Origin of the sequence: Geminocystis sp. NIES-3708 (genome assembly GCF_001548095.1) — a bacterium.
Classification (GTDB): Bacteria; Cyanobacteriota; Cyanobacteriia; order Cyanobacteriales; family Cyanobacteriaceae; genus Geminocystis.
The window spans coordinates 724197-739300 of record NZ_AP014815.1; the positions used below are offsets into that span (position 1 = coordinate 724197).

The following is a 15104-nucleotide window of genomic DNA, read 5'->3' on the forward strand; positions in this document are numbered from 1 at the left end:
TTTAATGGATAAAAATTTTCGATATTTTTAAGAGAGGCTGAAAGATTTAGTTACAGTTTTAAATAAGTCTTCCACATTTTGCCAACGAGATTCTGTCGTCGAAATATTAAAAGTATATAGTTTACCATTTTTGGTAGCAACACTCGCCAAATTATGACGGTATTGATTATCAGATAATTTCACTTTATATTCTAATAAGTAATAATCTTGTAAATTTTGTTCTCTTTTTTCTGCAGAGATTAATTCTGCTTCTCTTTGATTACTGGAATCTTGGTTAACCATTTTCATAAATCTATAACCAACATCCGTGGGAGTCCCTAAATCTGCTAAGTTTTTATTAGAGTCAATTTTACTAACAATTACACTTAAATTTTCACTAGGTTCAAGAAAATCTTTATAAACTACATCTAACCCTTCACTAGCATTTTTCACATCTACTGACATCCAACCATTAGGATATAGAAATTGATAACCGTCAATATTGTCAACGTATCCTTGTAAACCACTCAGTGCAGAAGTACAAGAAGTCAAGGTAATGGTAAAAATAATCAGTATAAGCGAGATTATCGATTTTAACATAACAGATATTGAAAAAGTAGTTTACTAATTTATTATGTCATGAACTGAGATCACCTGAGTTTGATGTAATTTGTTTTTAATTAATGATCATTTTTTCTTTAATATTAAGCATCAATCATCAAAAATTTAAACAATGTAGAAAAATATTTTAACTTACATATATAATATTAAAAATAATTAATTCAAATCAATAACTATGAAAAAATCATTGCTATTATTATTAATTCCTATAGTTATTAATACTTCTATTTTACCGATTTATGCTAGTCAATTATCTCAAACTTCAATTGCATTGAAGAATAAATCAGTTGAATCTATGACAGCAGAAGATTATTATCGGAGAGGATTTACTCTTTATGAAAATGAAGATTATCAAAAAGCTATTATTGACTTCACGAAAGCCATTGAATTAAACTCAAATGATTTTTCTAGTTATCTTTATCGAGGCAAATCTTATTATTTTTTAGATCAAGAAGAAAAAGCTGTTATAGATTTAACACAAGCAATAAAACTAAACTCTCAGAATGCAGAAACCTATTATTTTAGAGGAGAAAGTTATTTTTATCTTAGAGAATATCAAAATGCTATTGCTGACTTTAATCAAGCCATAAAATTAGAAGCCGATACCAGTCTTCCTTATATAAGTTTAGGGAAAGTTTTTAATACTATTGAAGAATATCAAAAAGCTGTAGATATTTTAAATTTAGCTTTAAAAATTAACCCTGAATCTCAGTTTGCTTATCAATTAAGGGGAGATGCTTATCTTGATTTAGAAAAATATCAACAAGCCATTAACGATTATACTTCTGCCCTAAAAATATCAGAAAATCCTCTTACTTATCACCTAAGAGGCATTGCTTATGGATATTTAGATCAATATCAAAAAACTTTAATGGATCAAAATAAAGCTATTGAATTAGATCCTAATAAGCCAGATTACTATTATATCAGAGGTATAACTTATTGGACTTTAGAACAAAATAAAAATGCTATTGATGATTTAGAAAAAGCAACGGATTTATATAAACAATTAGGAAACCAACAAAAATTAGAACAAATTCAAAAACTTATTAATGAAATTCGAGGGAATAAGTAAGAATAAAAACTTTTAATTAATTTGCCTTAATCATAATATAATTATCTTTAAGATAGAATTTAATTTACTTCCTATCTTTTCATATATTTATACAATTTTATTATCACTTCTTTTAATTTAATTATCGCACTAATGAAAAATAAATATTCCCTCAGTCTTAGTAATAGTTTAAGAAAGAAAATAAATTTACTAAATTCTTCATACCAACAGACTATTTTAGCAAACTTAGAAAGCATTATTTATCATCATTTATTAACTTCAGAACTTGAAAAAAGAAAAGAAGAAAAAGTAATTTATCGCCTTAACTATAACTATAAGCTAGAAATATTTATTACTCAGATTATTTGTGATAAAGAAAATGTTGTTAAAGTTTTAAATATTTTTGATAAAAATAAACTAAAACGAATTATTGTTTTTAAAGAAGGATTCTCTGCCAAAATTATTGATATTGATATTAATATTAATAGAGAAGATAATTTAATTAATACAGAAATTATTAATAACTTTAAAAGCAAAGAAAATTTAAAAATACAAATGGAAGACTTTGAAAATAAATTTGATGACTTTTTTTGTCATAGTTTACAAAGTTTAAATATTTCCCAAACTAATACTAATAAACTTCTTATATCTTTAGAAGAAATTGATAATATTCAAAAACCCTTACCTTTACTTTTACAAGGATTTAATAATACAGGAAAAACAACGGTATCTTTAATCAAAGCTATTCAAGGTAGTAAAGAAAATCTCGAAGAAAAAATTCTTTATCTCAGTGATAGTTTTAGCAATAAGTATCATACTCAATATTTATCTCAAGAATTGTTGCAAGGAGAAAAGATAAATAACTTAATTATTGATGATTTTGTTCATTGTATTCGTAAATTTGCTCAAGATAATCATATTTTAGAAAATAATATTTTTCTGAGAAGTAAACAAGTTAACTATAACAAATTCAAAGATAAATTTTTAGCTAACCAAGAAATAGAAGATATAGAATCATGGCATCTTTGGCAAGAAATTTATTATTTAATTAAAGGAAATCAGAATTACTCAAAAAATAATGATTATTTAATTTCCTTGGAAGATTATCAACAACAAATTCAAGCATTTAGTTTTTTGCCCCAAGATATTAACCCTAAACAAATTTATCAATTAGCCGTTAAATATCAACAATGGTTAACAAAAAATAACTATTGGGATGAAACCGATTTAAGTAATTATATTTTTAGAAATATTTCTGACAATTTTAGAGGAATTTATGCACAAGTTTACTGGGATAATATCCATCAATTTAATGATATAGCTTTAAAACTAATTCTCTCTTTAACGAAAAAAGATTCTGAGCAAAATTTGACTACTAATTTCTGTTTTACCTATGATAGTCAAAAATCTATTTATAATTCGACAACTTTTATCCGTAAAATTGAAAAATTTATTTCTCCCGAAAAAGCCTTGACAATTAATCAAGGAAAATTAACTTTTAATTTGATTGCTAATGAAAATTTAACTAATTTTAGTCAAGGATTATTAAATCTGGATTTAAGTAAAAAAACATCTAGTCAAGATATTCTGAAAAATAATCGGATTCTTCCACAAAATAGTCATTGTTTATGGATTATTACCCCAGAATCAAAATTATTAAATTTAGGAAAAAATTTTGGTGTCGATAAATGTATAGTCGTTGTTAATAGTCAGGAAAAAGAAAAGTTACTCACTATTTTTAACACTAATCAAGAAATTTTCAACAGTCGCATTCTTACTGTTAATGAAATCGATGGTTTAAAATTTAACGAAATTATCCTCTGGAATTTTTTTAGTTACTTTAACAACATTAAATATAATAGTCTGACAACAGATTTATTGAAAAAATATCTATATCTTTGTTTGGGATGTGTGAAGGAAAAAATTTACTGCTGTGAAAGCAATTTTAATCTTACTCAAAACTATCCTGATTTAGAAAATTATTTAAGTAAAGGTAATCTTGAAAATTTAGAAGAGTTTTTTACTATTTCTGCCGATGAAAATATTAAAACTATTGCTCAAGTTTATCATCAACAAGGGTCATGGCAACAGGCTTATGAATGTTATTGGCAGATAAAAAACTATAAACAAGCCAAACTAATTCAACCTTACATCGCCGAAAATCAAGGTAATTGGGGAAAAGCAGGAGATTTATGGAATATTTTAGAAAAATGGCAAAAAGCTGTTAACTGTTGGCAAGAAATTGATAAAAATTTATGGTTAAAAAAATGGGGTAATTTAACTCCTTTACAATGGCAGGAAAAAGGAAGATATTTTCAACAACACCACCATTATGACTTAGCAATTGTTTGTTATGAAAAAGCAGATGATAGTGACAATTATTTACGTTGTTTAAAACTTTCTCAAGCATGGGAAAAAGCAGGAGACGAATATAAAAAACAAGGTAATGATGAAGAGGCGGAGAAATGTTATCTTATGGCGGAAAAAAAATATCGTCAAAATAATAATTTATCTCGTTGTGCTTTGATGTGGGAAAAACAAGAAGCATGGGAAAAAATTGCCTTAATCAGAGAAGAAGAAAGTCAATGGCAAAAAGCCGCTTTAGAATGGGAAAAAATTGATAAATGGGAAAAGGCTGCTATTTGTTATCAAAAAAATTCTCAGTGGGAAAAAGCCGAAATTTGTTGGCGAAAATTAAATAATTGGCAAAAAATTGCTTTATGCTGTCAAGCACAAAAAAAATGGCAAGAATCAGCAAAAATTTGGGAAAAATTACAGCAGTGGCAAAAAGCTGCACAAAATTATTTAAAAATTCCGCAACTTCCTCAAGCTGCCGAAAGTTATCAGCGAGGAATGTATTGGCAAGAAGCAGAAACTTGTTGGCGTAAACTTAATGATTTACCGAATATCGCTAATTGTTGTGAATCTCAACATAAATGGCAATCCGCCGCACAAATTTGGCAACAGTTACAAAATTGGCAAAAAGCTGGTTACGCATGGGAAATGACGAAGGATATAAAAAAAGCTGGTTTATGTTATGAAAAAGCCAAACTTTGGTCAAAAGCAGAAGAATGTTGGCTAAACTTAAAAAATTGGGGAAGACTTGCCCTTATTTATCAAAAAATAGGAGAATGGGAAAAAGCAGGGGAAACATGGTTAAAAATTGATGAAAAAAAATCGGCTGCTAAATGTTACTCTCAAGGAAAATTATGGAATTTAGCAGAAAAATTATGGCGAGAATTAGAAAATTGGCAAGAAGTCGCTTTTTGTTGTTATCAACAGCAAGATTATGAAACCGCCGCTAATCTTTGGGAAAAATTACAACTGTTTTCCGAAGCTGGAAAAGCATGGCAACAATTAGAAGAATACTCTCAAGCGGCTTGGTGTTATGAAAAAGTTAAGGCATGGAAAGAAGCGGAATTTTGTTGGCAAAAATTGGAAGAATGGGAAAAAGTCGCTATAACTTGTCAAAAACAAAATCATTGGCAAAAGTCAGGCGACATTTGGTTACAGTTAGGCAATTTATCTCAGGCTTCTCTTGATTATGAATTAGCAAAAAATTGGCAAAAAGCTGAAGACTGTTGGCGACAATTACAACAATGGGTTAATGTTGCCATCATGTGTGAAAGACAAGAAAAATGGTTAGAAGCCGCACAAACTTGGCAAAAAGTTAAACCCGTAGAAAAAGCAGCTTGGTGTTATGAAAAAGTCAAGGCATGGAAAGAAGCCGAAAACTGTTGGCGAAAATTGGAAGAATGGGAAAAAGTCGCAATTCTTTGTGAAAAACAAGAAAAATGGCAAGATTCAGCGATGCTGTGGCAACAATTAAGTCAATGGCAAAAAGCCGCTACTCAATGGGAAAAAATTAATCAACTAGATTCAGCCGCGATTTGTTATGAAAATGCAGAAAATTGGCAAAAAACTGAAGAATGTTGGCATAAATTAAAAAATTGGCATAAATTAGCCGAAGTTTATCAAAAACAAAATAAGTGGGAATTTGCTTCTCATTTGTGGGAAAAACAACAAGTATGGCAAAAAGCTGCTGAAGCATGGTTAAAAATAGAAGAAATCGAAAAAGCAGGTAACTGTTACGAAAAGGTTGAAAATTGGCAAAAAGCAGAAGATTGTTGGCGAAAATTAGAAGACTGGGAAAAAGTTGCCTTAACTTGTGAAAAACAAGAGGCATGGGAAAAAGCCGCCGAAGCATGGTTAAAAATAGAAGAAATCGAAAAAGCAGGTAACTGTTACGAAAAAGTTGAAAATTGGCAAAAAGCAGAAGATTGTTGGCGAAAATTAGAAGACTGGGAAAAAGTTGCCTTAACTTGTGAAAAACAAAAGGCATGGGAAAAAGCCGCCGAAGCATGGTTAAAAATAGAAGAAATCGAAAAAGCAGGTAACTGTTACGAAAAAGTTGAAAATTGGAAAAAAGCAGAAGATTGTTGGCGAAAACTGCAAAATTGGCAAAAAGTCGCCTTAACTTGTGAGAAACAAAAGGCATGGGAAAAAGCCGCTGAAGCATGGTTGGCTATTGAAGCAGTAGAAAATGCCGCTAAATGTTATGAAGTAATTGAAAACTGGGGAAAAGCCGAATCTTGTTGGTTAGTAATGGGTAATTGGGAAAAAGCTGCTGAGATGGCGGAAAAACAATCTAAGTGGGAAACCGCCGCCGATATTTGGCAAACTCAACAACAATGGCAAAAAGCCGCCCAAGCATGGTTACAAATTTATCAATTAGACAATGCCGCCGTTTGTTATCAACAAGGAGAGTTTTGGGATTTAGCCGAAAACCTTTGGCGACAACTAGAAAACTGGGAAAATGTCGCTTTCACTTGTGAAAAACAAAACCAATTTGAAAAAGCAGCATTCGCTTACCTTCTTAATAATAACTATCAATTAAGTGCAGAAATTTATGAGAAAATTGAACTCTATTCCGAAGCCGAAAAATGTTGGCGACAACTAGAAAACTGGGAAAATGTCGCTCTTCTCTGTGAAAAACAATCTAAGTGGCAAGAGGCAGGAGAAGCATGGCAATTAATATTAGACTGGGAAAAAGCAGCTTTCGCCTATCAAAATGGTCAATTATGGCAGAAAAATGCTGATTGTTGGCTAAATTTAGCCCGATATGATATGATGGCGATCGCCTATCAACAACAAAAACAATGGCAAAAAGCAGGGGAAACTTGGCTATTAAGTCAAGAAAAAGATAAAACTATTAAAGCTGCCCTTTGCTACGAACAAGGATTATACTGGTCATTAGCTGAAGAATGTTGGCGTAAAATAGAGCAATGGGATAAAGTTGCCTATACTTGTGAGCAACAGGGTAAAGATAAGTGGGATAATGCGGTTGAAGCTTGGCAACTAGCTGGGAATAAATTAAAAGCCGCTAATTTACTCCGTAAAATGGGTAAATGGAAACAAGCCGCATTAATGTTAACCAATAGAAGCTAACATTCTTATTAAGAACATTCTTAATAAAAAATATTACTTATTGTTTTATTTTCTCAATAAATTGCATTTTTAGACATTGGATTTTTTCTAAAATTAAATGAAATTCTGAGGTTTTATCAATATTATGAGTATTATCGGTATTGTTTTTATGGCGATCGCAATTATTCTTGTAGTAATACGTCATTTTCAGGCACAAGAGTATTCAAGTTTACAATTGGCAAGAAGTACTAACGTCGAAGAATTAAAATCAACTTCAATAGCTATTAAAGAACAGATTGGAGGAGGTAACTGGAGAGATTATGTTAAAATATGGGGAAAAATCTCTGTCTCTGAGCCTATTCTATCAGAAATCAAACAAGAACCTTGCGTTTATTATCAAATGTTGGTAAAACGAGAATATGAAGAAAAAGTGCGATCGCAAAATAGTGAAGGAAAAACCGAAGAAAGAATCGTTAAAAAATCTGAAATTATCGCTGAAAATAACCGTTCGATTTCCTTTACCATAACAGATAATACAGGAGAGATTATAATTAATCCACAAGGTGCAAAATTTGACACCATTAAAATACTAGACGAGTTTCGTCCTGAAGAATCAAGAGGGGGAATGCTTAAATATGGTAGTTTTTCTTTACTGTTGAAAAGTGATTATTCTCAAACTCGCACTTTGGGTTATCGTTATCAAGAATTTATTTTGCCTGTGGGGGAGGAAGTTTTAGTCGTAGGCACAGTTAGTGATGAGACTGGTAATTTAAGGATTACACAACCTGTCAATGAAAAAGAAATGTTTATGATTTCTCTGAAAACAGATGAAACATTAACGGCTAACTATGTTCGTAACCATAAAAACTTTACTTATGGCGTATATACTTGTTCTATTATCGGTTTGATTTGTATAATTATTGGTATTTTTTAGCAAAATATTCATTATCTAATCACAAAGTTTCCGCAAAAATAATTTTAAAGAAAATAGTTAAAAATAAATTAAATATATAAGCTGAATCTACAAAAAAAATTTATAAATATAAGAAAATTTAAGATAAAATTACTTTTTATGACAACATTATTAAACAAATTAAATTAATGTTTAAATCATTTCAATTATCAGGTATTGGGCTTCATTCAGGAGCAAAAACCACAGTTAAAATTTCTCCAGCACCAAAAGGAAAAGGACGTTATTTTGTTAGAATAGATTTACCAAATAAACCGATTATTCCTGCTAACATTGACTATATTGCCACTACTACTTTATCAACAGAATTGAGTAATGAAGGTGCTAAAATTAGGACAGTTGAACATTTATTAGCATCTTTAATTGGTTGTGGTATTGATGATGCACAAATTGAGATTGATGGTTCTGAAGTTCCTTTGTTAGATGGCTCTGCACAAGAGTGGGTAAATAATCTTGATTATATTTCTGATAAACCTTTTGAGTCAGTAATAGATACTATTACTGAAGCTATTTGGGTGAGAAAAGATGATGCTTTTTGTGCGGTTTTACCTTCTACTGAAATAAAATTTAGTTACGGTGTTGACTATCCTTACTCTGTCTTACAAAATCAGTGGTTTAGTTGGTATCCTCAACGAGAAAGTTTTGTAACTGCTATTGCACCTGCTCGTACTTTTGGTTTTGCTGATCAAATTGAACAATTGCAAAAAGCTGGTTTAATAAAAGGGGGAAGTTTAGAAAATGCCTTAGTTTGTGATAAAGACGGTTGGTTAAATCCACCTTTAAGATTTGAAAATGAAGCTGTCAGACATAAATTATTAGATTTAATCGGTGACTTAAGTTTATTAGGTAAAATTCCCACTGCACATTATTTAGCTTATAAAGCCAGTCATCAACTTCATACAGAATTAGCGAAAAAAATCAAACAATCTTTAGCAATTAATAATTAATAATTAATAATTAAATTACTAACTCTTTTACGACTAAATATTACTTATCAATAATTGATTATTCTGGTATAATGGTAATTTGTGGCTAAATATGCTAATTATAAAAAATTTTTCTATTGAATAGAGGACAAAATGGCAAAAAGATTACAACTATTGTTAAATAAAGACGTTAACAAATTAGGCAAAAGAGGCGATTTGGTTGATGTAGCACCGGGCTACGCTCGTAACTATCTCGTGCCTCAAGGTTTCGGAGTATTAGTAACTGAAGGTATTTTACGTCAAGTTGACCAAAGAAGAGAAAAGGAAAGATTACGTTTATTAGCGATTTTGGAAGAAGCTAAATCTCGTAAAACTGCTTTACAAACTATCAATAATTTTGTGATTCGTAAGCAAGTGGGCGAACAAGATGCTATCTTTGGTACTGTCACCACTCAAGAAGTTGTTGATATTATCAAGCAAAATGCTGGTTTAGAAATTGAGCGTCAAGCTATTACTCTACCTGAAATCAAGAAAACTGGCAAATATCCTACTGATATTAAACTTCACGCTGAAATAACTGCACAAATTATCATCGAAGTTGCACCACTTTAATTCAAGTAGGAAAACTAGGAGGCTGAGAGATTAGGAAATTAAGAGACTAGAAGACAAGACTAGGAGACTAGGAGATATTTTTATTATTAATTCCTAATTCCTAATTAACTTCAGGCAATTATCGCATTTACCGCAACGAAAATTTGTCGAAGGAGAAAAGCCAAAAGCTGATAATAAAAAACTCCAACGACATATTTTAGTGGTTAAATACTCATGGGTTTGTTTAATCAATTTTTTTTGTCGATTTATCAGCAATTCTATTGATTGATGAGTTTTTGAGAGATTTAAGCAATAATTATAAGGATCAATCCACTGCAATTGTTGGCTACTATTTAAAATGGACAGATATAGTTGATAGTTAGGGTTATTAATTTTTTTTGATAATTCTTCAATATTTCCCCTTGTTGGTATTTCCTTTAAAAATCTTTCGGCTTGTTGATAAAGTTTGATTTGTTGGTTTAAAAAATACTCTCTTCTATTTTTATCTTCTGGATTCAACCAACCACTAGCTTCACTCATCAAGGTTATAACTTCCGTAAGTATTCCGTCTCTGCCACCTCTGCCAATCTCTTGGATATATTCTGATAATAATAACGGTGCTTGGTAATGAAAAATCCATCGTAAGTTACTTTTATTTATACCCATACCAAAGGCACAAGTACAAACTACGAATTTTATTTTCTCCGTTAGCCAATCAGATTCAACTTTTCGGCGAATATTACCACTTAACCCACCGTGATAGGCTTGATTTTCATATCCTTCTTTCTTGAGTAAATTTGCTAATTCTTCGCTATCTTTTCTCGTGCGTACATAAATTAAGCCACTTTTCTTTTTATTTCTTTCAATATATTTAATTAACTCTTGTTTTCTTCCTCTTGGTGTCCAAATAGTTTTTATTTGTATCTTGAGGTTATCACGGTAAGGACTGATTAAAAATTTTTCAGGATTAAATAATTGTAAAGATTGAATAATAGTTTTTTGGGTATTAATATCCGCAGTGGCAGTAAAACAGGCGATCGCTATTTTAGTATCGGATGTTTTATTATTAAGTAATAATGGGCGAATATTGCCTAAACGTCGATAAGTTGGGCGAAAAGATTCTCCCCATTGTGCTAAACAGTGAGCTTCATCTACAATTAAACCATTAATCTTAATTTCTGGGTGGCTGATAATTTTCCAGATTGGCGGAGAAAGTAAGGTTTCTGGGGATAAATAAAGCAATCTTAATTGTTGCGATTCTAACGCTGAAATGGTATTTTTACGTTCAACTTTACTTACTTCACTGTGTAAAATTCCTGCGGGTAAATTTTTTTCTCGTAATTCTTGTACTTGATTTTCCATTAAGGCAACTAAAGGAGAAATAACCAAAGTTAACCCTTCTTGTAATAACGCTGGTAACTGAAAACAAAGAGATTTTCCTCCTCCCGTTGGCATGACAATTAAACAATCTTTTCCCGTCAAAATTGCTTCAATAATTTCTGCCTGTGGCTTGCGAAAATCATCATAACCCCAGTATTTTTTAAGAGTATCTTTTAATCTTTCTATCTCATTTTTCATTTTATCAAAAATTACTTATATAAAATAATAAAATGTGAGCTAAATTTTTTGAAATAAAAATAGATAAATTCCCAACTATTATATAATATATATGATTTATTGATACATTTAACTATAATGAAACAATTACTTAAAGATAAAATAGACAATTTTTTATTAAAAGTAAAAATTCCTTATCTTTCTTTTTTAGTATCTCGTAATAAAGAACTTGAAAAACTTTCCACAGATTTAGAAAATATCCGTCAAAAACAACAAGATATTCTTGATAAATTAGGTACTAAATTTCGCTCAGAAATCGATAACAAAGATTCAAGATACTTTATCTCAAAAAACGATAACTTTCAAGTAGAAATTAAACCATTTGATATTTATCCTCATACTTTTATTAAAGTAATAAATAATGAAAATATTTTTGAAGAAAAATTATTATATAGCCATTTAGGATTAGCAAAATTAATTACAGACTATGAATTTAATCATGTTTTAGATATTGGTTCTCGGAATGGTACAAGTGCCAGATTATTCTCTTTTTTAGGGAAAAATGTAACAACTATCGAAATGTCAGAAGATTTTGAAGCTGATTATGTAGGAGATTATTTAGACGTTTCTTTCCCTCATAAATTTGATGCTATTTGGTGCAGTCATGTATTAGAACATCAAAGAAATATTGGCACTTTTTTAGACAAAATATATCAAGATTTGAGAGAAGATGGTATATTAACAATTACTGTACCTTCTTCTTTATGTCCTTTAATGATTGGACACCCAAATATTTTTACTCCTTTACATTTAGTTTATCATTTAGTTTTAGCTGGTTTTGATTGTCAAAATGCAAGAATTAAATATTATGATTGGCAATACACAATTTTATTGAAAAAAAAGAGTAATGGTATCAAATCTATTAGTTTAGCTTCTACTCACTACCCTGATTCAACACCGATTGCTTTAGTCGAAGATTTATTGAATTATTTTCCTTTAAATATTCCTGAAAATGGTCATATTTGGGGTGAAATAGAATCTTTAAATTGGGAAATATAAATTAAAAATTATCATTGATTAATGTTAACTATTAAAGTCTTCAAATGCTAGGCGAATTTGCTCCAAACGACGACGATTCACTCCCAAATCTGACTCTCCTAAACGAGAAGCAGAACGCCAATATATCATATTTTTATCTGAGGGAAAATAAAATTCCCCATCATCTACAAAACCCATAATTTTACTTCGAGATTCTGTGCGAATATAATTCTCTTTTTGTTCAACAATTTTTGTGTTTGGTACTACAGATAAAATTTTCACTAGAGAATTAAAGGCTTGAGTACGATCACCTTCATATTGTAAAGGATCAATATAATGATTTTCATCACCATCTTGACTGACAACACAATTAGGAGAAGGAGGACAATTAAGTAGTTTTCCATCGGTTACACCTAAATTAGGTATCTTTCCTTCAAAGTGAAAAATAGCCCCGAAAATCGGCAAATGTGGAGAAAAAGACAGATAAAATGAAGAAAAAGAAAGAATAAATATAGTAAAAAGTGAAACAATTGACGTTAGCATAGCAGGATTTAGTTTTTTATGGTTCTGATAAAAATCTAAGTTATAGTAAGATAGATTTTCTTTTTAAGAATACTATTAATTCGCAATCAATAGAAACTCATTTCCAATATTTAATGCAAGTAGTCTTATCTTTTAATCAAAACTAGGTCTTAGATGAGATTTTTAATAATTTGATTAGTTTAGACTAACATTTCTTTACACAAATATCTTATTTTCTGCATATCTCTGCTCTAACCCTAATGCACCATAGAAGTTTATAAATGAAGATAACAAAATTTATTGTTATGATTAAAGACTCTTTTCCAAAAACCTATCTCTAAATATATGTAAAATTTTATGTATTTCTACTAATGAAAAAGAAATATAATAATAAAATTAAGAGCATAAAATAAGATTTCTACTTGAATGGAAATAAATACTGATAATCAAGTATTTTTAATCATGGAACAACTCAAAAATCAACTCAAAAAAATTTGTTCTTCATCACTTTTTTTCCAGTGGAATTTGGGTTTATTTTACTAATTATAAAATTTTCGCTAGATCACAATATGATATTAATATTTATGCCTTTTCTAAGGCGATTATTAGTCCATTAGTGGCGGCTAAAGCCGTGGTAATTATTACATGACTCCTATATTAAATAATTATAGTGAATAATTTTACTTTGCCAATATACTACATAAAATTTTTCTTTAGACTTTTGCGGTTTTTGTGATTAGCGTTATTGAAAATCTTTTCTATACTTATAAGGAAACTAAAGCCATTGGAGGGGCGATAGAGCTATTTTTAGAAACCTGTCATTTTTCTTATTTTTTAGCAGTAACTTTATGTGTATCAGTGATTTTTTGATTCATAATATTTTCCGAGAAATTGATAATTATCTAGGGAAAGGAAACTTGAGTAAATGATTTTTTGCTTAAAAATAATCTGAAATAACATAACATTATTGATGAGTTGAAAAATATTAAATATTAGTTTTTATCAGAAGTTTTAGTTAAAAAATATTTAGACAATGAATTTAAAGTTGAGATTTTTAGCAATATCTTGGGCTGTAGCTCAAATAAATATGGTTATTTCAATTAAGTTTGAGACACGTTGAAAAAATTTTGTAGGGTTGGCATCGCCTACTATCTAGGTTTTTGAGATAAATATTACTGTTCTTAAACTGTTTCATTCTTATTTGAAACGACTATATATATCAAAAGAAAAAAATAGTTATTTTACCAAGAAAGAATAAATTATTATCGTCAGGTACGACAATTAATCAAAATGTATAGTACTGAAAATCTTGTATATAATATAATAAGGGAAATAACAAAAAGTGCAGGACATAAAGTTCTATTTTTACCCAAATCCCCCCAGATTTGAATCTGATTAAACATGATTTCAAGGCATTGAAAAAGATTATTATTGTGAGATTTAGTACTCTATTTTTACTTGAAATGACTATAACAATTAATTTTCTGAATAATAAATAATCGTTATATGAAAAGTTAGTTAATAAATATCATCAAAAGAATTGACAATGACAAAGCCTGAAAAAGATATTGAATTAGAAAGAGACATTCTCAAAGATAGAAAATTCTCTCTAGCAGAATTAATAGGCAAAGAAGGAGGTAGTTTTCTTAAAGGAGAATCTCCAGTACCAAAAATAGTTCAATTAAAAACAGAAATCAAACTTTTTATTAGTAATAATCTAAAAGATTTATCGGGTGCATTACAAGCCGTTTTAAATGATAAAGTTGATGGAGAAGACGAAAAAATAAGTTCTCATCAAGAAAAACCTCTTCAAGCTTTACAATTAATGATTGAAGAAATTATCAGTAATGAGCATATATATCACCAATTTGTTAAACAGGTAGATTTAAAATGGGGAAATATGAATGGTGAACGTCCTCATTTTCAACTACCAGGTCAACCACCTCACCCAGATGATGAATATACTCATGAATCAGTAAAAACACAATTAATAAATCTACTAAAAATTATTCCAAAATAATAATCAAATTCCATCTCAAAGGTGATAAATATATTAATTTTGTACTTACTTTTTCTATTTGTTCTCTGATAATTTCTTCTATAAATTTACCTGAATTCGATATATAGTCATTTTAAATAAGAATGAAACAGTTTAATAATATTAAAAATTCTCAAAAACCTTGATTTGTGAGCATTATTCATCCTGAACATTTTTTCTAACTGTCTCAGTGTTATTTTAATTAACTATAAAAATAGATGATTCTCGTTGATAGGCTTAAAAAGATATTTTATTGATTCACAAAAAAATTAAAAAAAATGGACAGATATTAAGAATTTTTTTATCTGTCCAATCTTTTATTTATCCATCTGTCTTGTCTTGATCATTTTTATTCTGTAGAACTAAGATGTAAATCTAGTT

10 protein-coding genes are annotated in these 15104 nt (G+C 29.5%); 7 read left to right on the plus strand and 3 right to left on the minus strand.

Translation table 11 applies throughout. The features are described from left to right. Positions 1-27: 27 nt before the first annotated feature. Entirely contained in the window at positions 28-579 is a 552-nt protein-coding gene (gene psbP, locus GM3708_RS03065; protein WP_066344038.1) for a photosystem II reaction center PsbP, read from the minus strand. A 196-nt stretch (positions 580-775) separates the two neighbouring features. Between psbP and GM3708_RS03070 the strand changes: the two genes are divergently transcribed. From GM3708_RS03070 to rplI, 5 genes are all read left to right on the plus strand, one after another. Next, a complete protein-coding gene (locus GM3708_RS03070) occupies positions 776-1675 on the plus strand; it encodes a tetratricopeptide repeat protein (RefSeq protein ID WP_066344039.1) in 900 nt (299 codons plus the stop codon). 132 nt (positions 1676-1807) lie between these two features. Continuing rightward, positions 1808-7102 (plus strand): hypothetical protein, encoded by a 5295-nt coding sequence (locus tag GM3708_RS03075; RefSeq protein WP_066344041.1) that lies wholly within the window; start codon positions 1808-1810, stop codon positions 7100-7102. A 124-nt stretch (positions 7103-7226) separates the two neighbouring features. Beyond that, positions 7227-8015 (plus strand): E3 ubiquitin ligase family protein, encoded by a 789-nt coding sequence (locus GM3708_RS03080; RefSeq protein ID WP_066344042.1) that lies wholly within the window; start codon positions 7227-7229, stop codon positions 8013-8015. Positions 8016-8182: 167 nt separating this feature from the next. Continuing rightward, complete coding sequence (lpxC, locus tag GM3708_RS03085; protein WP_066344044.1) at positions 8183-8998, plus strand: UDP-3-O-acyl-N-acetylglucosamine deacetylase; 816 nt, start codon at positions 8183-8185, stop codon at positions 8996-8998. A 132-nt stretch (positions 8999-9130) separates the two neighbouring features. Next, positions 9131-9589 carry a 50S ribosomal protein L9 gene (gene rplI, locus GM3708_RS03090; RefSeq protein ID WP_066344046.1) on the plus strand — a complete coding sequence of 153 codons (459 nt, stop codon included), beginning with the start codon at positions 9131-9133 and terminating at the stop codon, positions 9587-9589. A 93-nt stretch (positions 9590-9682) separates the two neighbouring features. On the opposite strand, the gene GM3708_RS03095 is transcribed toward rplI, so the two are convergent. Continuing rightward, positions 9683-11146, minus strand: coding sequence for an ATP-dependent DNA helicase RecQ (locus tag GM3708_RS03095; RefSeq protein ID WP_066344047.1), 1464 nt, complete (start codon positions 11144-11146; stop codon positions 9683-9685). A gap of 117 nt (positions 11147-11263) precedes the next feature. Between GM3708_RS03095 and GM3708_RS03100 the strand changes: the two genes are divergently transcribed. Continuing rightward, on the plus strand, positions 11264-12184 hold the full coding sequence (locus tag GM3708_RS03100; RefSeq protein WP_066344048.1) for a bifunctional 2-polyprenyl-6-hydroxyphenol methylase/3-demethylubiquinol 3-O-methyltransferase UbiG: 921 nt from the start codon (positions 11264-11266) through the stop codon (positions 12182-12184). 24 nt (positions 12185-12208) lie between these two features. On the opposite strand, the gene GM3708_RS03105 is transcribed toward GM3708_RS03100, so the two are convergent. Beyond that, positions 12209-12706, minus strand: a complete 498-nt coding sequence (locus tag GM3708_RS03105; RefSeq protein ID WP_066344050.1) for a DUF1499 domain-containing protein — start codon at positions 12704-12706, stop codon at positions 12209-12211. 1525 nt (positions 12707-14231) lie between these two features. On the opposite strand from GM3708_RS03105, the gene GM3708_RS03110 reads away from it, so the two are divergent. After that, positions 14232-14705, plus strand: coding sequence for a hypothetical protein (locus GM3708_RS03110; protein ID WP_066344051.1), 474 nt, complete (start codon positions 14232-14234; stop codon positions 14703-14705). The last annotated feature ends 399 nt before the right edge of the window (positions 14706-15104 follow it).